Origin of the sequence: Mycobacterium sp. NPDC050041 (assembly GCF_049541695.1) — a bacterium.
Lineage (GTDB): Bacteria > Actinomycetota > Actinomycetes > Mycobacteriales > Mycobacteriaceae > Mycobacterium.
Genome location: NZ_JBMVDG010000002.1, coordinates 75829 through 97787 on the forward strand (window position 1 = coordinate 75829; position 21959 = coordinate 97787).

25 protein-coding genes and 3 tRNA genes are annotated in these 21959 nt (G+C 69.6%); 20 read left to right on the top strand and 8 right to left on the bottom strand.

The window, feature by feature from the left end; translation table 11 throughout:
- Positions 1 to 38 precede the first annotated feature (38 nt).
- A complete protein-coding gene (locus tag ACPCHZ_RS05630; protein WP_364982806.1) occupies positions 39 to 617 on the top strand; it encodes a TIGR03086 family metal-binding protein in 579 nt (192 codons plus the stop codon).
- Here the strand turns inward: ACPCHZ_RS05630 and ACPCHZ_RS05635 are convergent.
- Positions 614 to 1084, bottom strand: a complete 471-nt coding sequence (locus ACPCHZ_RS05635; protein ID WP_423483870.1) for a DUF4334 domain-containing protein — start codon at positions 1082 to 1084, stop codon at positions 614 to 616. The genes ACPCHZ_RS05630 and ACPCHZ_RS05635 overlap by 4 nt on opposite strands.
- Positions 1081 to 2136, bottom strand: coding sequence for a pyridoxal phosphate-dependent aminotransferase (locus ACPCHZ_RS05640; RefSeq protein WP_423483871.1), 1056 nt, complete (start codon positions 2134 to 2136; stop codon positions 1081 to 1083). The genes ACPCHZ_RS05635 and ACPCHZ_RS05640 overlap by 4 nt, the downstream gene beginning before the upstream one ends.
- 96 nt (positions 2137 to 2232) lie before the next feature.
- Between ACPCHZ_RS05640 and ACPCHZ_RS05645 the strand changes: the two genes are divergently transcribed.
- The 6 genes from ACPCHZ_RS05645 to zwf all read left to right on the top strand — a co-directional run bounded on the left by ACPCHZ_RS05645 (position 2233) and on the right by zwf (position 5352).
- A tRNA-Ser gene (locus ACPCHZ_RS05645) sits at positions 2233 to 2321 on the top strand.
- Positions 2322 to 2363: 42 nt separating this feature from the next.
- Positions 2364 to 2436 (top strand) — tRNA-Arg (locus ACPCHZ_RS05650).
- Between the two features lie 53 nt (positions 2437 to 2489).
- Positions 2490 to 2873, top strand: a complete 384-nt coding sequence (locus ACPCHZ_RS05655) for a nuclear transport factor 2 family protein (protein ID WP_423483872.1) — start codon at positions 2490 to 2492, stop codon at positions 2871 to 2873.
- Complete coding sequence (locus ACPCHZ_RS05660; RefSeq protein ID WP_423484648.1) at positions 2858 to 3376, top strand: metallophosphoesterase family protein; 519 nt, start codon at positions 2858 to 2860, stop codon at positions 3374 to 3376. Before ACPCHZ_RS05655 ends, ACPCHZ_RS05660 begins: the two co-directional genes overlap by 16 nt.
- Entirely contained in the window at positions 3369 to 3782 is a 414-nt protein-coding gene (locus ACPCHZ_RS05665) for a hypothetical protein (RefSeq protein ID WP_423483873.1), read from the top strand. Before ACPCHZ_RS05660 ends, ACPCHZ_RS05665 begins: the two co-directional genes overlap by 8 nt.
- Before the next feature lie 46 nt (positions 3783 to 3828).
- Positions 3829 to 5352 carry a glucose-6-phosphate dehydrogenase gene (gene zwf, locus ACPCHZ_RS05670; RefSeq protein WP_423483874.1) on the top strand — a complete coding sequence of 508 codons (1524 nt, stop codon included), beginning with the start codon at positions 3829 to 3831 and terminating at the stop codon, positions 5350 to 5352.
- Here zwf and ACPCHZ_RS05675 read toward each other — a convergent pair.
- Positions 5349 to 5687 carry a winged helix-turn-helix transcriptional regulator gene (locus tag ACPCHZ_RS05675; RefSeq protein ID WP_423483875.1) on the bottom strand — a complete coding sequence of 113 codons (339 nt, stop codon included), beginning with the start codon at positions 5685 to 5687 and terminating at the stop codon, positions 5349 to 5351. The two genes, zwf and ACPCHZ_RS05675, sit on opposite strands and share 4 nt — an antisense overlap.
- Positions 5688 to 5812: 125 nt before the next feature.
- Here ACPCHZ_RS05675 and ACPCHZ_RS05680 point away from each other — a divergent pair, with 125 nt between their 5' ends.
- The 3 genes from ACPCHZ_RS05680 to ACPCHZ_RS05690 are packed head-to-tail and all read left to right on the top strand — an operon-like array spanning position 5813 to position 9482.
- Entirely contained in the window at positions 5813 to 6643 is an 831-nt protein-coding gene (locus tag ACPCHZ_RS05680) for an NAD(P)-dependent oxidoreductase (protein ID WP_423484649.1), read from the top strand.
- Positions 6640 to 7563: an NAD(P)-dependent oxidoreductase gene (locus ACPCHZ_RS05685; RefSeq protein ID WP_423483876.1), complete on the top strand. Its 924-nt coding sequence runs from the start codon at positions 6640 to 6642 to the stop codon at positions 7561 to 7563. The genes ACPCHZ_RS05680 and ACPCHZ_RS05685 overlap by 4 nt, the downstream gene beginning before the upstream one ends.
- A 41-nt stretch (positions 7564 to 7604) precedes the next feature.
- Positions 7605 to 9482, top strand: a complete 1878-nt coding sequence (locus ACPCHZ_RS05690; RefSeq protein ID WP_423483877.1) for an alkyl/aryl-sulfatase — start codon at positions 7605 to 7607, stop codon at positions 9480 to 9482.
- On the opposite strand, the gene ACPCHZ_RS05695 is transcribed toward ACPCHZ_RS05690, so the two are convergent.
- The gene (locus ACPCHZ_RS05695; protein ID WP_423483878.1) at positions 9483 to 10253 is read right to left on the bottom strand and encodes an SDR family NAD(P)-dependent oxidoreductase; all 771 of its coding nucleotides are present in this window, start codon (positions 10251 to 10253) and stop codon (positions 9483 to 9485) included.
- Positions 10254 to 10272: 19 nt separating this feature from the next.
- Here ACPCHZ_RS05695 and ACPCHZ_RS05700 point away from each other — a divergent pair, with 19 nt between their 5' ends.
- Together ACPCHZ_RS05700 and ACPCHZ_RS05705 are read left to right on the top strand one after the other, a co-directional pair.
- Positions 10273 to 10872, top strand: a complete 600-nt coding sequence (locus tag ACPCHZ_RS05700; protein ID WP_423483879.1) for a histidine phosphatase family protein — start codon at positions 10273 to 10275, stop codon at positions 10870 to 10872.
- A gap of 9 nt (positions 10873 to 10881) precedes the next feature.
- Complete coding sequence (locus ACPCHZ_RS05705; protein WP_423483880.1) at positions 10882 to 11934, top strand: phosphotransferase family protein; 1053 nt, start codon at positions 10882 to 10884, stop codon at positions 11932 to 11934.
- On the opposite strand, the gene ACPCHZ_RS05710 is transcribed toward ACPCHZ_RS05705, so the two are convergent.
- Entirely contained in the window at positions 11935 to 12330 is a 396-nt protein-coding gene (locus ACPCHZ_RS05710) for a LapA family protein (protein ID WP_423483881.1), read from the bottom strand.
- Between the two features lie 199 nt (positions 12331 to 12529).
- Between ACPCHZ_RS05710 and ACPCHZ_RS05715 the strand changes: the two genes are divergently transcribed.
- The 5 genes from ACPCHZ_RS05715 to ACPCHZ_RS05735 are packed head-to-tail and all read left to right on the top strand — an operon-like array spanning position 12530 to position 16644.
- Entirely contained in the window at positions 12530 to 13483 is a 954-nt protein-coding gene (locus tag ACPCHZ_RS05715) for an ABC transporter substrate-binding protein (protein ID WP_423483882.1), read from the top strand.
- A 4-nt stretch (positions 13484 to 13487) separates the two neighbouring features.
- Entirely contained in the window at positions 13488 to 14597 is a 1110-nt protein-coding gene (locus ACPCHZ_RS05720) for an ABC transporter ATP-binding protein (RefSeq protein ID WP_423483883.1), read from the top strand.
- A 3-nt stretch (positions 14598 to 14600) separates the two neighbouring features.
- Complete coding sequence (locus ACPCHZ_RS05725; protein WP_423483884.1) at positions 14601 to 15278, top strand: ABC transporter permease; 678 nt, start codon at positions 14601 to 14603, stop codon at positions 15276 to 15278.
- Entirely contained in the window at positions 15275 to 16045 is a 771-nt protein-coding gene (locus ACPCHZ_RS05730; protein ID WP_423484650.1) for an ABC transporter permease, read from the top strand. The genes ACPCHZ_RS05725 and ACPCHZ_RS05730 overlap by 4 nt, the downstream gene beginning before the upstream one ends.
- Positions 16042 to 16644 carry a putative glycolipid-binding domain-containing protein gene (locus tag ACPCHZ_RS05735; protein ID WP_423483885.1) on the top strand — a complete coding sequence of 201 codons (603 nt, stop codon included), beginning with the start codon at positions 16042 to 16044 and terminating at the stop codon, positions 16642 to 16644. The genes ACPCHZ_RS05730 and ACPCHZ_RS05735 overlap by 4 nt, the downstream gene beginning before the upstream one ends.
- On the opposite strand, the gene ACPCHZ_RS05740 is transcribed toward ACPCHZ_RS05735, so the two are convergent.
- Positions 16607 to 17551: a prephenate dehydrogenase gene (locus ACPCHZ_RS05740; protein WP_423484651.1), complete on the bottom strand. Its 945-nt coding sequence runs from the start codon at positions 17549 to 17551 to the stop codon at positions 16607 to 16609. The genes ACPCHZ_RS05735 and ACPCHZ_RS05740 overlap by 38 nt on opposite strands.
- Before the next feature lie 110 nt (positions 17552 to 17661).
- On the opposite strand from ACPCHZ_RS05740, the gene ACPCHZ_RS05745 reads away from it, so the two are divergent.
- From ACPCHZ_RS05745 to ACPCHZ_RS05755, 3 genes are all read left to right on the top strand, one after another.
- Entirely contained in the window at positions 17662 to 18183 is a 522-nt protein-coding gene (locus ACPCHZ_RS05745; protein WP_423483886.1) for a tRNA adenosine deaminase-associated protein, read from the top strand.
- Positions 18180 to 18632 carry a nucleoside deaminase gene (locus ACPCHZ_RS05750; protein WP_364982864.1) on the top strand — a complete coding sequence of 151 codons (453 nt, stop codon included), beginning with the start codon at positions 18180 to 18182 and terminating at the stop codon, positions 18630 to 18632. Before ACPCHZ_RS05745 ends, ACPCHZ_RS05750 begins: the two co-directional genes overlap by 4 nt.
- Before the next feature lie 130 nt (positions 18633 to 18762).
- Positions 18763 to 18853, top strand: a tRNA-Ser gene (locus ACPCHZ_RS05755).
- A gap of 46 nt (positions 18854 to 18899) precedes the next feature.
- Here ACPCHZ_RS05755 and ACPCHZ_RS05760 read toward each other — a convergent pair.
- Positions 18900 to 21266 (bottom strand): MMPL family transporter, encoded by a 2367-nt coding sequence (locus ACPCHZ_RS05760; RefSeq protein ID WP_423483887.1) that lies wholly within the window; start codon positions 21264 to 21266, stop codon positions 18900 to 18902.
- Complete coding sequence (locus tag ACPCHZ_RS05765; protein ID WP_423483888.1) at positions 21260 to 21946, bottom strand: thioesterase II family protein; 687 nt, start codon at positions 21944 to 21946, stop codon at positions 21260 to 21262. The genes ACPCHZ_RS05760 and ACPCHZ_RS05765 overlap by 7 nt, the downstream gene beginning before the upstream one ends.
- Positions 21947 to 21959 lie beyond the last annotated feature (13 nt).

Genomic DNA, 21959 nt, shown 5'->3' on the forward strand with positions numbered 1-21959 from the left:
GGCAACGATAGGCGGTCGGGCGTCGTAGCGTAGGAGGCATGGCCCCTGACTTGCGTCCCGGACCGGATTCCCCGCCACTCGACGAACTCGATGCCGCCGAGCGATCGCTCGTGGTGTTGCAGCAGGTCGTGCACGGGATCGCCGATGACGACCTGACGAAGCAGACGCCGTGCCACGAGTACGACGTCGCGAGCCTCACCGACCATCTGCTCGGTTCGATCACCGCCCTCGGTGGCGCCGCGGGCGCGGAGTTGCCCGAGCGCAACCGGGACGACTCGGTGGAGCGGCAGGTGATCGCCGCGGCGCGGCCGGCGCTGGACGCCTGGCGCAGGCGCGGGCTGGACGGCACGGCGTCCGTGGGTTCCCGGGATACGCCCGCGACGGTGCTCGCGGGGATCCTGTCGATCGAGTTCCTGGTGCACGGCTGGGATTACGCCCAGGCGACCGGCCGCCCGTTCGACGCCCCCGACTCGCTGACCGACTACGTCTACGACCTGACCCGCAAGATCATCACGCCCGAGGGCCGCAAGGCCGTCGGTTTCGACGATCCCGTCGAGGTGCCCGAGGACGCCGCCCCGCTGAAGCGCCTGCTGGCCTTCACCGGCCGCAGGGTCTAGACCCGTTCGAGCCAGAAGTACAGGTACCGGGTGCCGTCGAGGGCGCCCTTGCCGTTCATGATGCCGAGCAGTGTGTCGTCGTCGACCTTCTTGAAGTGGTCGTGCACGGGCCTGCCGTCGTAGACCATCGACGCGGTCACCTCGCCGCGGAACTCCTCCATCCAGAGGCTGGCCTCGCCCTTCATCGCCTCGGTGTTGGAGAACCTGTTGCCGTCGGCGTCCAGGCACACCAGGGGCTTGGCGTCGGCGGCCGAGTGGAACGTCTTGCCGAACCAGTTCAGCCGCTTCATGAAGCCGTTGGCCTTGTGACCGGTCTGGAACTCGCCGCCCTTCCACTCGCCGATCAGGAAGTCGATGGTCACGGGCTCCAGCGTCGCCCAGAACTCGTCGAGCTCCGCGTCGGCGATCTCGCCGGTGCGCGAGGTCAACTCGACGAACTGCTGGCGGGCGGTGGTGGTGTCGGTCATCGGTCTCCGATCCATGCGGTCGCGAATTCGAGGAAGGCGTCGTTCTCTGCAGGCGAGGCGACGGTGACCCGGACGCCGTCCTCACCGTAGGGACGCACCACCAGCCGGTTGTCGGCGGCCCGCGCCACGAAGTCCAGCGTGCGGCCGGCCAGCGGCAGCCACACGAAGTTGGCCTGCGACGGCGGCAGGTCGTACCCGGCGTCGCGCAGCGCGGCGCTCACCCGGGCGCGTTCGGCGACGATGTCGTCGGTGCGGGCCAGCAGCTCGTCGGCGGCATCCAGGGAGGCGATGGCCGCGGCCTGCGAGATGCTGCCTGCGCTGAACGGGACGTAGACCTTGGCGAGCGCGGTGGCGACGTCCGGGTCGGCCACCGCGTAGCCGACGCGCAGGCCGGCCAGGCCGTAGGCCTTCGAAAAGGTGCGCAGCACCACCACATTGCGGTGCGCGCGGACGAGACCGAAGCTGTCGGGCAGCAGACCGTCGCGGATGAACTCGACGTAGGCCTCGTCGATGGCGACCAGGATGTGGGCCGGCACCGCGGCGACGAAGCGGGCCAGCGCCTCGGGGTCGACGACGGTGCTGGTCGGGTTGTTCGGGTTGCAGACGAAGATCAGCCGGGTGCGGTCGGTGATCGCGGCGAGCATCGCGTCGAGGTCGTGGGTGTGGTCGCGCAGCGGCACCTGCACGGGGGTGGCGCCTGCCGTGCGGACCTGCAGCGGGTAGATCTCGAAGCTGCGCCAGCCGAACATCACCTCGTCACCGACCGAGGAGGTGATCTGCACCAGCTGCTGGCACAGGCTGACCGAGCCGCAGCCCACCGAGATGTTCTCGGGCGCGAAGCCGGTGTATTTGGCGAGGTGTTCGCGGAGCTCGACGTTGCCGTTGTCGGGGTAGCGGTTGACGTGTCCGGCGGCCTGCTCGATCGCGGCGCGCACGCTGGGCAGCGGCCCGTGCACGGTCTCGTTGCTGGCGATCTTGATGGCTCCGGGCACCGTCTTGCCCGCTGTGTAGGCCGGGATGTCGGCCAGCACGGGACGGAGGCGGGCGGTCACCTGACCAGCATAGGGGCGGCGGGTTTCGGCCCGGGAAGCGACTTTGCTTCGACCGGTGGGCGGTGTGTACTCTGTGCCCTCGGCGGTTATTCGTCGGGAGGCGTGCCAGAGCGGCCGAATGGGACTCACTGCTAATGAGTTGTCCCCCTTAAAGGGGACCGGAGGTTCAAATCCTCTCGCCTCCGCCGCGGTTGACCACCCGTCAGCCACACATAACTGAACAGCAGGCGCCCGTAGCTCAACGGATAGAGCATCTGACTACGGATCAGAAGGTTGGGGGTTCGAATCCCTTCGGGCGCACACATCTCCCCGCACGGCGCTCGACGCCTGAAGGCCCGCGCTAACCTCGCTGCATGACACCCCCGGTGATCCAGCGCTGGATCGACACCGTCGAAGGCGACGGCGACGCCAGGATCGACGATCTGCTCGCCGACGACGCCGTGTTCTACTCGCCCGCCGTGTTCACCGCGCAGGAGGGCCGTGACAAGACCGCCATGTATCTGAGGGCGGCGGCGAAGTTGTTCGGCGGGAACGATATCCGCTACGTCGGCCAGTGGTTCGGCGAAAGCTCCGCGGTGCTGGAGTTCGTCGCCGACATCGACGGCACCCACGTCAACGGGATCGACATGATCACCTGGAACGACGCCGGGCTGATCACCGAGTTCAAGGTCATGCTGCGGCCGTTCAAGGCGCTGCAGGCGGTGATCCCGAAGATGGCCGAATTGCTCGGCCAGTGACCAGGCTGCTGCTGATCGCCGACACGCACGTCCCGAAGCGGGCGCGCGACCTGCCGCAGCAGGTGTGGGACGAGGTCGAGCGCGCCGACGTGGTGATCCACGCCGGGGACTGGGTGCAGGTGGCACTGCTCGACGCACTCGAGGAGCGCTCGAAACGGCTCGTCGCCTGCTGGGGCAACAACGACGGCGACGACTTGCGGGCCCGGCTGCCCGAACGCGCGGACGTCACACTCGGCGGGGTCAGGTTCACCGTCGTGCACGAGACGGGCGCGTCGGGCGGCCGCGACGCGCGGATGGCGCGTGAGTACCCCGACACCGACGTGCTGGTGTTCGGCCACAGTCACATTCCGTGGGACACGACGGCCGAAACCGGACTGCGACTGCTCAATCCGGGCTCGCCGACCGACCGCCGCCGCCAGCCGCACTGCACGTACATGACCGCGACCGTCGCCGACGGCGCGCTCTCCGATGTGACGCTGCACCGGCTCGAGCGCCGTGCGTGACCGCCCGGCCCGGGTGAGCGACGTCCACGACATCGCCTCGGGCATGCCGCACACCACACGGGTCGACGGGCCGAAGGGCAACGCCATCTACCAGGTGGGCGGCAAGTCCTTCGTGTTCTTCCGTACGCCGCAGCCCGACGCCGCCGACCCGGACACCGGTCACCGCTACTCCGACGTGATCATGATCTGGGTGGAGTCGGAGATGGACAAACTGTCGCTGATCCAGGATCCCGACTCGCCGTTCTTCACCACTGAGCGCTTCGACGGCCACCTCTCGGTGCTGCTGCGCGGCAGTGAGATCGGCCGGATCGGGCGGGCCGAACTGACCGAGCTGATCCAGGACGCCTGGCTATCGCGGGCCTCCAAACGCCGTGGTGAACGCTGGTTGGCCGAACAGGGCGACTGACGCAACGCCCTGCGTCGACGCCCGCGGGGTGACATCATCGGCAGGCGTGGCCACCGAGACGACGAATCCGCAGTCCAAGCCCCAGTCGATCGCCTACCCGGCGCCCGACTCGCGCCCGCACCGTCGTGACGGCGAGAAGATCGATCCGCACGTCATCGTGCTGTTCGGCGCCACAGGCGACCTCGCGAAGCGCAAGCTGCTGCCCGGCATGGCCTACCTGGTGCTGTCGAAGCTCGCGCCGAAGATCCGGGTGGTCGGCACCTCGCTCGAGGACCTGTCCGAGGACGAGTTCCGTCAGCTGACCAAGGAGGCCGTCGACGACTTCGGCGACCACGCGATGACCGACGAGCAGTGGGAGGGCTTCGCGAGCCGCATCACCTACGTGCCCCAGGGCGCGGGTCCGGACGCGTTGGCGGCCGCGGTCGGCGAGGCCGAGGCCGAACTGGGCGAGGACACCCGTCGGCTGCACTACCTGTCGGTGCCGCCCAAGGCCGCCAAGGCCGTCATCACCATGCTCAAGGACGCCGACCTCGTCGACCGGTCCCGGGTGGTGATGGAGAAGCCGTTCGGCACCGACCTGGAAAGCGCGATCGAGCTCAACGACTTCGTCCACCAGACGTTCGCCGAGATGCAGATCTTTCGCATCGACCACTTCCTCGGCAAGGAGGCGGCGCAGAACATCCTGGCCTTCCGGTTCGCCAACGGGCTGTTCGAGCCGATCTGGAACCGCAACTTCATCGACCACATCCAGATCGACATCCCCGAGAAACTCGGCCTGGACCAGCGGGCCAACTTCTACGAGAGCACCGGCGCCTTCAAGGACATGGTGGTCACCCACCTGTTCCAGGTGATGGCGTTCGTGGTGATGGAACCGCCGACCGCGCTGGAGCCGCGAGCGATCAGCGAGGAGAAGAACAAGGTCTTCCGGTCGATGCTGCCCATCGACCCCTCGCAGGTGGTGCGCGGCCAGTACGCCGGCTACCGCAACGAGGACGGCGTGGCCCGGGATTCGGAGACCGAGACGTTCATCGCGCTCGAGGTCGGCATCGACAACTGGCGGTGGGCCGGCGTGCCGATCTACCTGCGCACCGGCAAGAAGATGGCCGAGGGGCAGCGCATCATCTCGATCGCGTTCAAGGAGGCGCCGCGCACCATGTTCCCGACGGGTTCGGGCGTCGGCGCGCAGGGACCGGACCACCTGACGTTCGACCTCGCCGACAACTCGAAGGTGTCGCTGTCGTTCTACGGCAAGCGTCCGGGGCCCGGCATGAAACTCGAGAAGCTGTCGATGCAGTTCTCCACGCAGGAAACGGAATACGAGGCCGACGTGCTCGAGGCCTACGAGCGGCTGATCCTCGACGCGATGCGCGGCGACCACACGTTGTTCACCACCGCCGAAGGCATCGAGTCACTGTGGGACCGCTCGACGCCGCTGCTGGAGGACCCGCCCGCGGTGAAGCTGTACCAGCCGGGCACCTGGGGTCCCAATGCGATTCACCAGTTGGTCGCGCCCAATGCGTGGCGGTTGCCGTTCGAGCGGGCCTGGCGCGAGAAGAAGAACGGCACCTAAACCGTTTCGGGGCAGCTGATCAGATGGATGTGCCGCTCGGCCCAATTGCCGAGCGGTTCGAGCGCGGCGAGGAGTTCCACCCCTGCCGGGGTCATCGAGTACTCCACCCGCGGCGGCACCTCGTGGTAGCTCTCGCGGTGCACCACGCCGTGCCGCTGCAGTTCCTTGAGGTGCTGCGTCAGCATCTTCTGCGAGATCCCGACCAGGCTGCGGTGCAGCACGTTGAACCGCTTGGGCCCGTCCTGCAGCTCCCACAGGATCAACGGCTTCCACTTGCCGTCCACCACCGCCATCGCCGCGTCGAGCCCGCAGGTGAACTGTCCCAGCTGGGCCATCGTCGCTCCTCAGCGCCATTACTTACCTTTAGGTGAGTATCGCACTTTTTAGTGGGTACTTGTCGAAAAGTATGTGGCTCTTCGACGATGGTGCCATGGCAATCACAGTTCTGGGTACCGGCGCGATGGGTTCCGCGTTGGTCCGCGCGGCACTCGGCGCGGGTCACCGCGTCACCGTGTGGAACCGCACTCCCGACCGTGCCGAGGCACTCGCCGGCGACGGCGCACGGGTGGCGGCGACAGTGCAGGAGGCGGTCGACGGCGCCGAGGTGATCGTGGCGTGTCTGTTCGACGCGGCGTCGGTGCGCAGGGTGCTCGACCCGGTGGTCGACCGGCTGACCGGCCGGCGTCTGGTGAACCTGACCACGACGTCACCGCAAGGCGCACGCGAACTCGCTGCCTGGGCGGCCGGGCACCATGTCGACTACCTCGACGGCGGCATCATGGCAGTGCCCGAGATGATCGGCGCGCCCGGCTCGCTGATCTACTACAGCGGATCGCGCGCACTGTTCGACGACGTCCGTCCGTTGCTGCAGACCTGGGGCGCCGCAGAGTATTTCGGTGACGACGCGGGGTCGGCGTCCCTGCACGACCTCGCGCTGCTGTCCACCATGTACGTGATGTTCGCGGGCTTCTTCCACGGCGCCGCAATGGCGGGCACCGCAGGCATGCCCGCCAAGGAGTACGCCGGGCGGGCGATCGGGTGGCTGCAGACCGTGCTGCCCGCGCTCAGTGAGTTCGCCGAGGTCATCGACGGCGGTGACTACGCGGTGCCCGGCCAGCAGAGCCTGGACTTCTCCGACATCACCGAGATCGTCGACGCCAGCCGCGGCGCAGGCATCAGCACCGAGGTGGTGGACGTGGTGCAGCGACTGATCCACCGGCAGATCGACGCCGGCCACGGCGCGCAGGGATTCGCGCGCGTCATCGAGAGCATCCGGCGGCCCGCCGCATGAGCAGCGTCATCGGCGGGCAGGAGCGACGGGGGTACCTCCCGCCCGAAGGGCAGGGGGCCGACCGGGGGAGAATCTCGGTTCTCGGGCTCGGGCCGATGGGGCAGGCGCTGACCGGCGCCCTGCTCGACGCCGGTCACCGCGTCACCGTGTGGAACCGCACCGCCTCCAAGGCCGACGGCGTCTTGACCCGCGGTGCGGTGTGGGCAGGCACCCCCGCACTCGCGGTCGCCGCGAGCGATCTCACGCTGGTCAACGTCGTCGACCACGGCGCCACCGATGCGGTGCTCGACATCGCCGGGGACGCCGTCGCCGGCCACACCGTCGTCGGGTTGAGCTCCGACACCCCCGCGGCGGCACGCGCCACCGCGACGGTGGTGGACAAGCTGGGCGGCCGCTATCTCGACGGCTCGATCATGACGCCGACCGACACCATCGGCACGCCGGACGCGAGCATCCTCTTCGCCGGGCCGCGGCCCGAGTACGACGCGCATCGCGACGTGCTGGAGGCGCTCGGCACCACCTCGTGGGTGGGCGCCGACGTCGGCCGCGCCGCCGCCTACGACATGGCGCTGCTCGACTTCTTCTGGACATCGATCGGCGGTGTGCTGCACGCATTCTCGGTGGCCGGTGCCAACGGGATCACGCCGCGGGAACTGCTGCCGCACGCGCAGGGCATCGTCGACATCCTGTCGCCGATCGTCGACGATTTCGCCGGACGGTTCGAGGACGACCGGCACGGCGACGTCACCGCCCCGGTGTCCTCACTCGTCGCGTCGCTGGCACACCTGATCTCGGCATCGCGCGACGCCGGTCTCGACACCGCGGCGCTGGAGGCGTTGCGGCGCTACGCCGACGCCGCGGTCGCCGACGGGCACGGCGGCGACGAGATCAGCCGGGTCGGGGCCTATGTGACGGGCTGATCCGGGCCCACGGCAAGCGATTCGGTGGCAGGGTCGTCGCCATGGAGCAGAAGCCGCCGACAGCAGTCATCGAGTCCGCCCACGCACAGCACCTGACGTCGCTGCCCTTCGACGACACAAGAGATTTCGAGGACGCCGACCGGGGCTTCATCGCCGCGATGCAGCCCTGCGTGGTCACCGCAGCCGACGGCCGGGTGGTCTGGGACAACGACAGCTACTCGTTTCTCACCGGGGACGCCCCGCCGTCGGTGCATCCGAGCCTGTGGCGGCAGAGCCGACTGGTCGCCAAGCAGGGCCTCTACGAGGTCGTCGAAGGCGTCTACCAGGTGCGCGGCCTCGACCTGTCCAACATCAGCTTCATCGAGGGCGACACCGGCATCATCGTGATCGACCCACTGGTGTCCACCGAGACCGCCGCCGCGGCGCTGGCGCTGTATCGCGCGCATCGGGGAGATCGTGCGGTCAAGGCGGTGATCTATACGCACAGCCACGTCGACCACTTCGGCGGTGTGCTCGGCGTGACCACGCAGGCCGACGTCGACGCAGGCCGGGTCGCCGTGATCGCACCCGAGCACTTCACCGAACACGCTGTGCAGGAGAACGTCTACGCAGGAACGGCGATGGCGCGGCGGGCCGGGTACATGTACGGCGCGGCACTCGACCGCGGACCGCGCGGGCAGGTCGGCTGCGGCCTCGGCCAGACGCCGTCCACCGGTGAGGTCGGCATCATCGTGCCGACGATCGACATCCGGACCACGGGGGAGTCGCACACCGTCGACGGTGTCGAGATCGAGTTCCAGATGGCGCCCGGCACCGAGGCGCCCGCGGAGATGCACTTCTACTTCCCGAGATACCGGGCGCTCTGCATGGCCGAGAACGCCACCCACAACCTGCACAACCTGCTGACGCTGCGCGGGGCCCTGGTGCGCGACCCGCACGGTTGGGCCGGCTATCTGACCGAGGCCATCGACACTTTCGTCGACCGCGCCGACGTGGTGTTCGCCTCGCACCACTGGCCCACGTGGGGCCGGGAGCGCATCGTCGAATACCTTTCCCTGCAACGGGATCTGTACGCCTACCTGCACGACCAGACGCTGCGGCAGCTCAACCAGGGACACACCGGCATCGAGATCGCCGAGACCTTCGAGATGCCGCCCGCGCTGCACCGGGCCTGGCACGCGCACGGCTACTACGGTTCGGTGAGCCACAACGTCAAGGCCGTCTACCAGCGCTACATGGGCTGGTTCGACGGGAACCCGGCCCGGCTGTGGCAGCATCCGCCGGAGGCGGCGGGGCCCCGCTACGTCGATGCGATCGGCGGTCTCGACCGGCTCGTCGAGATCGCCCAACAGGCGTTCGACGACGGCGACTACCGTTGGGCGGCAACACTACTCGATCACGCCATGTTCACCGACCAGACCCATGCCGGAGCGCGCGCCCTCTACGTCGACACCCTGCAGCAGTTGGCGTACGGCTCGGAGAACGGCCCATGGCGCAACTTCTTCCTGGCCGGCGCGACGGAGCTCAGCGACGGCAACTTCGGCACGCCGACCGCGACCGACGCGCCGACCCTGCTGGCACAGCTGACACCCGAGCAGATCTTCGACAGCCTGGCCATCAACATCAACGGGCCGCGCGCCTGGGACCTCGACCTGACCCTCGACATCACGTTCGCCGACCTCGACGCCAACTACCGGTTGACGCTGCGCAACGGGGTGCTGGTGCACCGCAGGGTCGCCGCCGATCCGGCCACCGCCGCGGTCACGCTGACCGCGCAGACCAAGGGCCGGTTCCTGGCGCTCGCCTCCGGCGACTTCGCCTCGCCCGGACTCGACATCGGCGGCGATGCGACCGTGCTGCAGCAGCTGGTGAGTGTGCTGGACCGGCCCGACCCCGGCTTCGACATCGTCACGCCGTAGTCAGGGCAGCCCGCCGTCGGCCCGCAGGATCGACCCGGTGGTGAAGCTGGACGCGTCCGACATCAGAAACAGTGCCGCGCCGATGATCTCGGCCGGATCGCCGGCCCGCTGCAGGGCCAGGTGGCCGAACGGCTGAGCCTCCTGGTCGAGGTCGTCGAGGCCCCACGCCTTGCTGACGTCGGTCAGGAACGGCCCGGCCATCAGCGTGTTGACCCGAACGGTCGGGCCGAAGGCCTTGGCGAGTCCCTCGGTCAGGGTGTTCAGGCCGGCCTTGGCCGCCGCGTAGGGCAGCATGTGCGGGTCCGGGCGCAGCGACCCCGAGGAGCTGACGTTGACGATCACCCCGCCGCCGTCGGCGACCATCCGCTCACCGACCAGCGCCGAGAGCCGGAACGGGCCCTTGACGTTGAGGTTGAACACCGCGTCGTAGAGCTTCTCGGTGACCGACGGCAACGAGTCGTACAGGGGTGACATGCCTGCGTTGTTCACCAGCACGTCGAGCCTGCCGAACCGGCTGTAGACGGCGTCGACGAGGCCGTCGAGTTCTTCCCAGCGGCCGACGTGCACCTGATAGGCCAGCACCCCGCGACCGGTCGCCGCCGCGATCTCCTCGGCTGTCGCCGCACACGACTCCAGGTCGCGACTGGCGATCACCACGTCGGCGCCGCACCGGGCCGCGCCGAACGCGATCTCGCGGCCGAGGCCCCGGCTGCCGCCGGTGACGAGCACCACCCGGCCGGTGAGATCGAACAGTTCGTCGGCGTAACCCATGGCCCCCTATGGTGTCACGGTGCAACTGCTTGTGATCCGACATGCGCTACCGCATCGCAGCGAACCCGGCCAGGGAGCCGACCCCGAACTGTCCGAGGCGGGCGTCGAGCAGGCCGCGCGGCTGCCCGATGCGCTCGCGCGCTTCCCCATCACCCGGCTGGTGAGCAGCCCGCAGCGCCGCGCCGTGCAGACCGCCCAGCCCGTCGCCGACGCACTCGGGCTCGCCATTGACATCGACGACCGGCTGGCCGAGTACGACCGCGACCTGTCGCACTACACGCCGATCGAGGAAGCGTCGCAGGAGGACGTGCAGCGGCTCATCGACGGCCACCTGCCCGGTGGCGTGGACGAGGAGGCCTTCGTCGCCCGGGTGCTCGACGGCGTCGCCGACATCGTCGCGGCGGCCAACCACGAGGACACCGTCGCGCTGTTCAGCCACGGCGGCGTCATCAACGCGTTGGTGCACAGCCTCATGGAGACCCGGCGACTACTGTGCGTGCAGGTCGACTACGCGGGAATCACCCGGCTGTTGTCGTCGCGGGAGGGAAAGCTCGGGGTGGCGTCGGTCAACGGGACCGAACACGTATGGGATCTGCTCCCGAGGAATCAGCGGTGGTAGACAAGTGCCGTGACAACGGATGTTTCCCCTGAGGGTGCCGGCCCACTCGAAGGTCTCGACCTCGACGCTTTGGACCGCCATCTGCGCGGCGAAGGCATCGTCCGCACCGGTGAGCTGCGCGGCGAGCTCATCGCAGGCGGCCGGTCGAACCTGACCTTCCTGGTCTTCGACGATGCCTCGAAATGGGTGCTGCGCCGCCCGCCGCTGCACGGCCTCACCCCGTCGGCGCACGACATGGCCCGCGAGTACCGCGTCGTCGCCGCGCTCGCCGACACCCCGGTGCCGGTGGCCCGCGCCGTCACGATGCGCAACGACGACTCCGTGCTGGGCGCGCCGTTCCAGATGGTCGAGCACGTCGAGGGCCGCGTGGTGCGCACCGCCGACGAACTCGAGGCGCTCGGCGACCGGGAGATGCTCGACTGGTGTGTCACCGCGCTGATCCAGGCGCTCGCCGACCTGCACGCGGTCGACCCCGCGGCGGTCGGGCTGTCCGACTTCGGCAAGCCCGACGGCTACCTCGAACGCCAGGTCCGGCGGTGGGGTTCGCAGTGGGAGCTGGTCCGTCACGACGACGATCCCCGTGACGCCGACGTCGCCCGGCTGCATCAGGCCCTCGGCGCGGCGGTGCCCGCGCAGAGCCGGGCGTCGATCGTGCACGGCGACTTCCGGATCGACAACACGATTCTCGACGCCACCGATGCCACCACGGTGCGCGCGGTGCTGGACTGGGAGATGTCGACCCTGGGCGATCCGCTCAGTGACGCCGCGCTGATGTGCGTGTACCGCCACCCGACGTTCAACTACGTGCACAACGAGGCGGCGTGGGCGTCGCCGCTGCTGCCGACGGCCGACGAGATGGCCGAGCGGTACGCGACGATCTCGGGTCAGCCGCTGGCGAACTGGAGCTTCTACATGGGGCTCGCGTACTTCAAGCTGGCGATCATCGCCGCGGGCATCGACTACCGCTCCCGGATGGGTGCCTCGGGCCCCGACAATGTCGGCGAAGCGGTCGCCCCGCTGATCACCGCCGGTCTCGAGGCGCTGACCACCGAGGGCTGGTGATCAGCGCCGGGCGGCCTTGAGGTTGCGTTTGGCCGCCTTGCGCAACTGGAAGAGGCGCACCGTGCCGACGGCGACGGTCAGCAGCCCACCGCACACCGCGGCGCCAAGGATCGCGACGCCCAGTGGCAGGCTCCAGCTCCACCCGAGGAACGCGAACTGCGCCGACTCGGTGTTCTGCGCGATGAAGATCAGCAACACGATCAGGATCAGCAGGCCGATGATCACCGCCGACCACAGCGCCGCCGCGCGGGTGAACTTCACTTCCTTCACGTCCGCGTCCGCCGCGGGCTGGTGCGGCAGCGGTTGGAGGTCACCCGGGCTCGGGGGACCGGGGTTCGGCGGGCCGAGGGGTTCGGGTGTCGACCCCGTCGGCGCCCCGTAGGGATCGGTGCTCATAGGCTCATCATTGCCCCTTCGCAGGCTTTGCGAAACCATCGGCACCTGCCGTAATCGTCGCGTCATCGGCGCTGTTCGCCGGGCATGGCGCCGGCCGCGGAGTCCTGCTCACGGTGCACCAAAGCCCGGCAGCACCGCCCGCATGCCGCTAGGGTCCTGACGAGCGCAGGCCCCCAAGGCTCCGGAGAGGACGTTCGCCATGTCGAGAACGCGTAGCCGGCTGGCGGTGGCCGCAGGCCGCGCGACCGTGGTGGTGCTCGCGGTCGTGCTCACCGCATGCGGCAGTTCCAACCCGCTCGGCGGCGGCGCCGTGTCGGGCGATCTGAAGACGATCGCGGTGGGCTCCGCCGACTTCACCGAGAGCAAGATCCTCGCCGAGATCTACGCGCAGGTGCTGGAGACGAACGGCTTCACGGTGCGCAAACAGATGGGCATCGGCAGCCGCGAGGTCTACATCCCTGCGGTGCAAGATCATTCGATCGACCTGATCCCCGAGTACACCGGCAACCTGCTGCAGTACTTCGATAAGGAGGCCGAGGTCACCACACCCGACGCGGTGGTGCTCGGTCTGCTGCGGGCGCTGCCCGGCGACCTGTCGATCCTCAACCCGGCGCCTGCCGAGGACAAGGACACCGTCGCGGTCTCCGAGGCCACCGCCCAGCGGTGGAATCTCAAGACGATCGCCGACCTGGCCACGCATTCACCCGAGGTGAAGATGGGCGGCCCGTCGGAGTGGCAGACCCGCAAGGAGGGGCTGCCCGGCCTCGACGCGAAGTACGGGCTGAAGATCGCCCCCGGCAACTTCCTGTCGATCAACGACGGCGGCGGCCCGGCGACCGTGCGCGCGCTGACCGACGGGACCGTCACCGCCGCCAACATCTTCAGCACCTCGCCGGCGATCGAGCAGAACAACCTCGTCGTGCTCGAGGATCCGAAGAACAACTTCCTGGCCGCCAACGTGGTGCCGCTGGTGGCCTCGCAGAAGATGTCCAACGACCTCAAGACCGTGCTGGACGCGGTCAGCGCCAAGCTCACCACGAAGGGGCTCATCGAACTCAACGGCTCGGTGGAGGGCAACCAGGGCGTCGACCCCGACGAGGCGGCCGAGAAGTGGTTGGGCGACAACGGCTTCGACCAGCCGATCGGGAAGTAGGCGAATGATCACCTTCACCAACGTCACCAAGCGCTATCCCGACGGCACCGTCGCGGTCGACGACCTGACGCTGGAGGTGCCCGCGGGCACGCTCACCGTCTTCGTCGGGCCGTCCGGCTGCGGCAAGACGACGTCGATGCGGATGATCAATCGGATGATCGATCCCACCTCGGGCACGTTGACCGTGGACGGCGAGGACGTCACCAAGGTCGACGCGGTGAAGCTGCGGCTGGGCATCGGTTACGTCATCCAGAGCGCGGGCCTGATGCCGCACCTGCGCGTCGTCGACAACATCGCCACGGTGCCGGTGCTGCGCGGCGAGTCGCGGCGCAGCGCCCGCAAGGCGGCGCTGGGCGTGATGGAACGCGTCGGGCTGGACCCCAAGCTGGCCGACCGGTACCCGGCGCAGCTCTCCGGCGGTCAGCAGCAGCGCGTCGGCGTGGCCCGCGCGCTGGCGGCCGACCCGCCGATCCTGTTGATGGACGAGCCGTTCTCGGCCGTCGACCCGGTGGTGCGCGAGGACCTGCAGGCCGAGATCCTGCGGCTGCAGAGCGAACTGCGCAAGACCATCGTGTTCGTCACCCACGACATCGACGAGGCGGTGAAGCTCGGCGACAAGGTGGCCGTGTTCGGCCGCGGCGGCGTGCTGCAGCAGTACGCCGACCCCTCCTTCGTGTTGTCCAACCCGGCCAACGAGCTGGTGTCCGGATTCGTCGGCGCCGACCGCGGCTATCGCGGTCTGCAGTTCTTCCAGTCCAGCGGGCTGCCACTGCACGACATCAGGCACGTCGCCGAGGCGGAGATCGACGGCCTGGACCTCGGCCGGGACGAGTGGGTGCTCATCACCCACGCCGACGGCAAACCGTATGCCTGGATGAACGCCGAGGGCGTCGAACTGCACCGCAAGGGCAACGACCTCTACGACTGCACGATCGGCGGCGGCTCCTTCTATCGCCCGGACGGCACGCTGCGGCTCGCGCTGGACGCGGCACTGTCCTCGCCGTCGGGGCTCGGCGTGGCCGTCGACGAGGACGGCCAGCTGCTCGGCGGCGTCCGCGCCGACGACGTGCTGGCGGCGCTGAGGGAACAGCGGCGCGTCCCGGAGCTGGGCTGACCCGTGCGCTACCTGATCAACCACCTCGACGACCTGTGGGCCCTGACGATCATCCATCTGCGGCTGTCACTGATCCCGATCGTGCTGGGCCTGGTGATCGCGGTGCCGCTGGGGGCGGTGGTGCAGCGCACGACGGCGCTGCGCCGGCTGACGACCGTCACCGCCAGCATCATCTTCACCATCCCGTCGCTGGCGCTGTTCGTGGTGCTGCCGCTGCTCATCCCGACGCGGATCCTCGACGAGGCGAACGTGATCGTGGCGCTGACGCTGTACACCGTCGCGCTGCTGGTGCGCGCGGTGCCCGAGGCGCTGGACGCCGTGTCGCCCGCGGTGCTCGACGCCGCCACCGCCGTCGGTTACAAGCCGCTGAGCCGGATGCTCAAAGTCGAGCTGCCGCTCGCGGTCCCGGTGCTCATCGCGAGCCTGCGGGTGGTGGCGGTGACGAACATCTCGATGGTCTCGGTCGGATCGGTGATCGGCATCGGCGGACTCGGCACCTGGTTCACCGAGGGCTACCAGGCCAACAAGAGTGACCAGATCATCGCGGGCATCATCGCGATCTTCGTGCTGGCGCTCGTCGTCGACACCCTGATCATGCTCGCGGGCCGCGCGCTCACGCCGTGGACGAGGGCGAACCGGGCACCCCGCGTGGCGCGGCCGGCGACGGGTGCGGCGGCATGAACTTCCTGCAGGAGGCGCTCGCCTTCATCTTCACCGCCGCGAACTGGTCGGGCGCCGACGGCCTGACCGCACGGATCGTCGAGCACCTCGAGTACACCGCGGTCGCGGTGGTGTTCTCCGCACTGATCGCCGTTCCGGTGGGCATGCTGATCGGCCACACCGGCCGCGGCACCTTCCTCGTGGTCTCCGGCGTCAACGCGCTGCGCGCGCTGCCGACACTCGGTGTGCTGCTGCTCGGCGTGCTGCTGTGGGGGCTGGGCCTGGTGCCGCCGACGGTCGCGCTGATGCTGCTGGGCATCCCGCCGCTGCTGGCGGGCACCTACTCCGGCATCGCGAACGTCGATCGCACGGTGGTGGACGCCGCGCGGTCGATGGGCATGACCGAGCGGCAGGTGCTGCTGCGCGTGGAGACCCCGAATGCGCTGCCGCTGATCCTGGGCGGGCTGCGCACCGCGACGCTGCAGATCGTGGCGACCGCGACGGTGGCGGCCTACGCCAGCCTCGGCGGCCTCGGCCGCTACCTGATCGACGGCATCAAGGTGCGCGAGTTCTACCTGGCACTGGTCGGCGCGCTGATGGTGACGGCGCTGGCGCTGATCCTCGACGCCCTGCTGGCGTTCGCGGTGTGGGCGTCGGTTCCGGGCAGCGGACGGCTCGCAGGTGGCCGGCGCCGGATGCCCCAGCCGTTCCTCGGCGACGAGATCGATCTGGAGTCGCGGCCGCCCGGTTACGCAGGGGCACGCCCTTCGCCTACGGTAGAGAGGTGAGTGAAGCAGACCGCTCTGAGCAGACGGCGAATGCCTGGCCTGCCGTGCTGACGTGGCGAGCGCACGACGTCCCGCGGATGGAGTCTGTGCGCGTGCAGCTCTCCGGTAACCGCATCAAGGCCTACGGCCGGATCGTCGCCGCCGCCACGGATTCCCACCCGGCATTCTCCGCGTCCTACGACCTGGTCACCGACGACCGGGGCGGTACCAAGCGGCTGTCGCTGACGGTCACCCTCGCCGAGCGCGAACGGCAGCTGTCGATCGCGCGCGACGAAGAGAACATGTGGCTGATCCAGGACCACCAGAACCAGACGAAGCGGGCGGCATTCGACGGCGCGCTGGACGTCGACGTGATCTTCAGCCCGTTCTTCAACGCGTTGCCGATCCGGCGCACCGGCCTGCACCAGGGCGCCGACTCGATCGTGGTGCCCGTGGTCTACGTGCGGCTGCCCGAGCTGTCGGTGGAGTCGACGTCGATCAGCTACAGCAGCGACGGCCCGGGCGACATCAAGCTGCACTCGCCGGCCGCCGAGACGACGGTGAGCGTCGACTCGGAGGGCTTCATCCTCGACTATCCCGGACTCGCAGAGCGGATCTGATCACTCCGCCGGCACGTCCGGCGGCGGCCAACTCCTCGCGCCAGTCGTCCCCGCCGATCGTGGTGGCGGCGATCTCCGGACGGCTGAAGCTGTCGTAGCGCATCCGGGCCGCGTGCCCCGCCTCCACCAGTTCCGCCGTCGACGCGTGCGACGCCAGGGCATCGCGGGCGGCGGTGAGCTGGTCGATGGTGCGGTCCAGAGCGGGCAGCAGCTGGTCGGCGTTGGCCTCGCACATCGCCCGCACCAGGTCCGGTGCGGTGCCCGCCACCCGGGTGCCGTCCCGGAACGATCCGGCGGCCAGCGCGAAGGCCAGCGGCACCTCGCCCGCGGTGACGGCCAGCGCCTCGGCCAACAGATGCGGCAGGTGGGAGATGGCCGCCGCGGCGGCGTCGTGTTCGTCGGAGCGGGCGGGCACGATCACCGCGTGGCAGGCCAGCGCGAGGTCCATCACCAGCGCCCAGACGTCGGGGTCGACGTGGTCGTCCACGCTGATCACCCACGGGGCGCCGACGAACAGCCGGGCGTCGCCCGCGGTCCAGCCGGAGTGCGCGGTGCCGGTCATCGGGTGGCCCCCGACGAACTTCGCGGTCAACCCGAATCCGTCGACCTCCCGCAGCACCGCGCCCTTGACGCTGATGACGTCGGTCAGCGGGCAGTCCGGGGCGACGTCGCGGATGTGGCCGAGCATGATCGGCAGCGCGGGCATCGGCACCGCCAGCACGATCAGCGCGCCGCTGCCTGCTGCCCGGGCCAGCACCCCGTCGAGGTCCTCGCTGGCGTCGAAACCGTCGAACCGCGCGGCCGCGACGGACTCCACCGACCGGTTGTAGCCGAACACCTCGCCTCCGGCGGCGGCGACGGCACGCATCACCGAACCGCCGATCAGGCCGAGACCCAGCACGCACACGGGGACAGTTGTCACCGTTCCAGGTTGGCACACTTCGCGGAGCGGGCAGGGGCGGGCTCGGCCGGGCGTTTCTGGTCAAAGTCCCTGGTCGGCGACTAGCGTAGGCCGACATGGGAGCACAGCGGGCACCGGCGCAGAACCAGGCTGTCGACGCGCCCGACGGCTTCGGGGTGGCCGTCGTCCGCGAAGACGGCAAGTGGCGCTGCACGGCGATGCGGCGGGCGGCGCTGCGCAGCCTGTCGGCGGCCGAGACGGAGCTGCGCGAGTTGCGCAGCGCGGGTGCGGTGTTCGGGCTGCTCGACGTCGACGACGAGTTCTTCGTGATCGTCCGGCCTGCGCCTGCGGGCACCCGCCTGCTGTTGTCCGACGCCACGGCGGCGCTCGACTACGACATCGCGGCCGAGGTGCTCGAGGAGCTGGACGCCGACATCAGTGCCGAGGAGCTCGACGACGTCGACCCGTTCTCCGAAGGCGATGTCGGGCTGCTGTCCGATGTCGGCCTGCCCGGCGCGGTGCTCGGTGTGATCCTCGACGAGACCGATCTCTACGCCGACGAGCAGCTCGGCCGCATCGCCCGGGAGATGGGGTTCGCCGACGAGCTGTCGGCCGTGCTCGACCGTCTCGATCGGTGAGCTCCGACGAGCAGCTGATCCGCGCGGCGCTCTCCGCGGCCGCCATGGCCGGGCCGCGCGACGTGCCGATCGGTGCGGTGGTGGTGGCCGCCGACGGCACCGAACTGGCCCGCGCCGCCAACGCCCGCGAGGAACTCGGCGACCCGACCGCCCACGCGGAGATCCTGGCCCTGCGGGCGGCCGCGGCCCGCGGCGCCGACGGCTGGCGGCTCGAGGGCGCCACGCTCGCAGTGACCGTCGAGCCGTGCACGATGTGCGCGGGCGCGCTGGTGCTGGCACGGGTGGGGCGGCTGGTGTTCGGGGCGTGGGAGCCCAAGACCGGTGCGGTCGGGTCGCTGTGGGACGTGGTGCGCGACCGCAGGCTCAATCACCGGCCGCAGGTGCGCGGCGGGGTGCTCGCCGACGAGTGCGCGGCGCCGCTGGAGGCGTTCTTCGCCAAGCAGCGGTAGCGGGTGCTGGTGGTCGCCTGTGCTGCCGTCGTTTTTGCGCCAGTGGCTGTTGCCCGCCCCGATCGACGACCCTCATCGCAAAAAGCAGCGCGATTAGGGCCGTCCGGCGAGCTTCGGTAAGCTGCCACACGGTGGCGTGTCCGAGCGGCCTAAGGAGCACGCCTCGAAAGCGTGTGACGGGTAACCCCCGTCCGAGGGTTCAAATCCCTCCGCCACCGCCATAGCCCCGAACCTGTCAACGCAGGTGAGGGGCTGTTTCATGCCCGCTCATCGAGGCGGCCGGGGCACCCTCGGCGCCCTGTGCCGCACCGTTTGGGATTCCGGCCCACCGGCCGGCGGGAGTCGCACGGTGTCCTCGTCGCCCCGTACTACGGGCGCCCGCTGCCGGACGGTGTCGGGCTCCGGTGCGCGCTTCGGCGGTAGCCGCTCGGTGTCCTCGTCGCGTGGCGGCGCCGGAAGCCGGACAGTCTGCGGCTCGGGTGCGCGCACCGGCGGAAGTCGCTGCGTGTCCTCCTCCCGCACAGGTGCCGGGGCCTCGCTGAAGCCGATGCGGGCGTGCAGCCGCTTCAGCGGCCCCGGCGCCCACCAGTTCAGATCGCCCGCGACGCGGAGGAACGCGGGCACCACGACACCACGGATCACGGTGGCGTCGATCACGATCGCCAACGCGGTGCCGATGCCGAACATCTTCATGAACGACAGCCCGTTGGCGAACGACAACAGCGTGATGGTGAGCAGAAGCGCTGCGCTGCTGATGATCCGGCCCACCCGCGCCAGGCCGACGACGATGGCGTCGTTGTTCGACATCCCCGCGTCGCGGGCCTCCTTGATCCGGCTGAGCAGGAAGATCTCGTAGTCGACGGACAGGCTGAAGGCGATGCAGCACAGCAGGACGACCATAGAAAGGTTCAGCGGCGCGGGTGTGACCCCGAGCAGCGGGGCCAGATACCCGTCCTGGAAGATCCACACCATCGTGCCGAGGACCGCGCTCAGCATCAGCAGGTTCAGCACGAGCGCCTTCAACGGCACGACGATGCTGCCGGTGAACAGGAACAGCAGCACGAACGTGGCAAGCGCGATCAGCAGGATCGCCGTCGGAAGACGGTCCCCGACCGCTGCGCTGGTGTCGATCAGCGTGGCGGTCGGTCCGCCGACCTGTATCTGGCGCTCGGCGGCGTCCGACCGGATCGCGTGCACGACCTGCTGAGCGGCGTCGGACTGGGCGTCCACCGACAGATAGACCAGTCCGTAGGCGGCGCCGTCGTTCTCGAAGCCCGGCGCCGGACCGGCGATGCGTTCGCCGCGCTCGTAGGTGCCGCCGGGCGCGACCACCCGCACCACGTCGTCCATCGCCGACGCCGACGCGGCCAGCTCGTCGAGGGCACGAATGTCGTTGCGGGCCAGCAGTGTCACCGCCTGCGAGCTGTCCGCGGCGAAGTCCTCCTGTAGCGATTCGGCCACCAGTCGGGCATCGGAATCGGCAGGCAGCGCGCGCTCGTCGGGCATGGCGAGTTGGACGCCGAGGAAGGGGATGCCGAGCACCAGCAACACCGCGATCACCGGGAGGGCGCACTGCAGCGGCCTTCTCGTCACCACCTCGGCGCATCGTCGCCAGAAGGCCGACTCCGCCGACAGCGGGACCTTCCGCCGGATGACCGCCAGCGAATCGATGCGTCTCCCGAGCAGGGCCAGCAGCGCGGGCAACACGACGATCGCGCTGAGCGCCGACAGGATCACGACCGCGCTCGCGGTGAGTGCGGTCGACCGCAGGAAGTAGAGCGGGAACACCAGCAGCCCCGACATGGCCAGGGTGACGGTCGCGGCGCTGAAGATGATCGTCCGGCCCGCCGTGGTGACCGTGGCGACAATGGCCGCCTCGTGGTCCCTGCCCAGTGCGCGCTCCTCGCGGAACCGCGACACCATCAGCAGGCCGAAGTCGATGGACAACCCGAGCCCGAATGCCGTTGCGACGGTGAGCGCGTGCACCGACACGTCGGTGACGGTGACCATGATCGCCAACACCAGCAGCGTCATCACGATCGACGTGATGCCGATGGCGAGCGGGAGGAATGCGGCGACGAGGCCGCCGAAGACGATCACCAGCACGGCGAGCAGGACGGGCAGCGCGATGCTCTCGCTGACGACGAGGTCCTTACTGACCCGGTCCTCGATCTCCACCGACACACCCAGCGGGCCGCCCGCACGCACGTCGCCCGCCGCGTCGTCGGCGGCCAGCTCGTCGATGATCCGGATCGCCGTCTTGGTGGCCTCGTCGGTGGTGCCGCCGACGTGGACCAGGACGGCGGACGGCCGGCTCAGCGAGCCGACCACCTTCGCCGCCGGTTCGGCCTCGACGACCTGACGCACCCGGTCGGTGGCCGCCGCGACGTCGGGACCGTCCACGGCGCCGTCACGGGCGACCACCTCCAGCACCAGATTCGGTGTCGTGGGGAAGTTCTGGTCGAGGAACTCGGCGACCTGTGACGACTCCGCGGCCGGGTCGACGAACCCGCCGACGCCGAGCTTCTGGGACACCGTGGCGCCGAAGACGAGGCTGACGCCGAGCAGTGCGAGGACGGCGAGCAGGATGAGCTTCGGCCGTCGCACCGTGAGAACGGCCAGCCGGGTCAGCATGTCTGGCTCACGGCCGGGAGCCTGGCCAGCACGGGCAGCAGGGCGGTGAACAGCGGCGGTCCGTCATCGAGATAGAAGTGACCGCCGCGCAGCATGTGCACGGAGCAGGCACCCGTCGTGTGCGAACTCCACTCGTGCAGATCGGATTCCGTGACCAGCGGGTCGTCGCTGCCGCCGAAGGCGTGGATGGGGCACGTGAGCACCACGGGCCGGGTCCCGTCGTCGGTGCTGCACAGCCGCAAGTCGTTTCGGGCCGCCCTGACCGCGCCGTCGCGCAGCGCGGGCCACTCGGCGACCTCCGGCGGGATGCCGCCGAGATCGGAGAGCAGCGCCGTCATCTGGTGATCGTCGAGGTGGTGCGGGATCGGTGCCGGCAGGTGCGGCGGAGGAAAGGAGGACACCACTAGCGCACGCGGAGCCGGTGCACCCGACCGGGTGCGCATGCAGGCCAACCGGTAGGCCACCAACGCGCCGAAACTGTGGCCGAAGAACGCGTGGGGGCCGTCGAGTGCCGGCCGCAACTGCTGGTCGATGTGGTCGACCAGCTGGCTCAGCGTGGCGAATCGCTCGCGGTTGTGGACCTCCACCGCGACGACGTCGACCGCCGGGCCGAGCGCCTTGTTCCAGCCGTCGAACATCGCCCCGGCGCCACCGGCGTGATGAAAGCAGAACAGCCGCATCGTGCCACCCGCC

Excerpts from the sequence above, each read along its gene's own strand:
- ACPCHZ_RS05630 (WP_364982806.1), top strand. The coding sequence starts at position 39 with ATGGCCCCTGACTTGCGTCCCGGACCGGATTCCCCGCCACTCGACGAA.
- ACPCHZ_RS05635 (WP_423483870.1), bottom strand. The coding sequence starts at position 1,084 with ATGACCGACACCACCACCGCCCGCCAGCAGTTCGTCGAGTTGACCTCG.
- ACPCHZ_RS05655 (WP_423483872.1), top strand. The coding sequence starts at position 2,490 with ATGACACCCCCGGTGATCCAGCGCTGGATCGACACCGTCGAAGGCGAC.
- ACPCHZ_RS05675 (WP_423483875.1), bottom strand. The coding sequence starts at position 5,687 with ATGGCCCAGCTGGGACAGTTCACCTGCGGGCTCGACGCGGCGATGGCG.
- ACPCHZ_RS05680 (WP_423484649.1), top strand. The coding sequence starts at position 5,813 with ATGGGTTCCGCGTTGGTCCGCGCGGCACTCGGCGCGGGTCACCGCGTC.
- ACPCHZ_RS05685 (WP_423483876.1), top strand. The coding sequence starts at position 6,640 with ATGAGCAGCGTCATCGGCGGGCAGGAGCGACGGGGGTACCTCCCGCCC.
- ACPCHZ_RS05690 (WP_423483877.1), top strand. The coding sequence starts at position 7,605 with ATGGAGCAGAAGCCGCCGACAGCAGTCATCGAGTCCGCCCACGCACAG.
- ACPCHZ_RS05695 (WP_423483878.1), bottom strand. The coding sequence starts at position 10,253 with ATGGGTTACGCCGACGAACTGTTCGATCTCACCGGCCGGGTGGTGCTC.
- ACPCHZ_RS05710 (WP_423483881.1), bottom strand. The coding sequence starts at position 12,330 with ATGAGCACCGATCCCTACGGGGCGCCGACGGGGTCGACACCCGAACCC.
- ACPCHZ_RS05715 (WP_423483882.1), top strand. The coding sequence starts at position 12,530 with ATGTCGAGAACGCGTAGCCGGCTGGCGGTGGCCGCAGGCCGCGCGACC.
- ACPCHZ_RS05720 (WP_423483883.1), top strand. The coding sequence starts at position 13,488 with ATGATCACCTTCACCAACGTCACCAAGCGCTATCCCGACGGCACCGTC.
- ACPCHZ_RS05730 (WP_423484650.1), top strand. The coding sequence starts at position 15,275 with ATGAACTTCCTGCAGGAGGCGCTCGCCTTCATCTTCACCGCCGCGAAC.
- ACPCHZ_RS05745 (WP_423483886.1), top strand. The coding sequence starts at position 17,662 with ATGGGAGCACAGCGGGCACCGGCGCAGAACCAGGCTGTCGACGCGCCC.
- ACPCHZ_RS05760 (WP_423483887.1), bottom strand. The coding sequence starts at position 21,266 with ATGCTGACCCGGCTGGCCGTTCTCACGGTGCGACGGCCGAAGCTCATC.
- ACPCHZ_RS05765 (WP_423483888.1), bottom strand. The coding sequence starts at position 21,946 with ATGCGGCTGTTCTGCTTTCATCACGCCGGTGGCGCCGGGGCGATGTTC.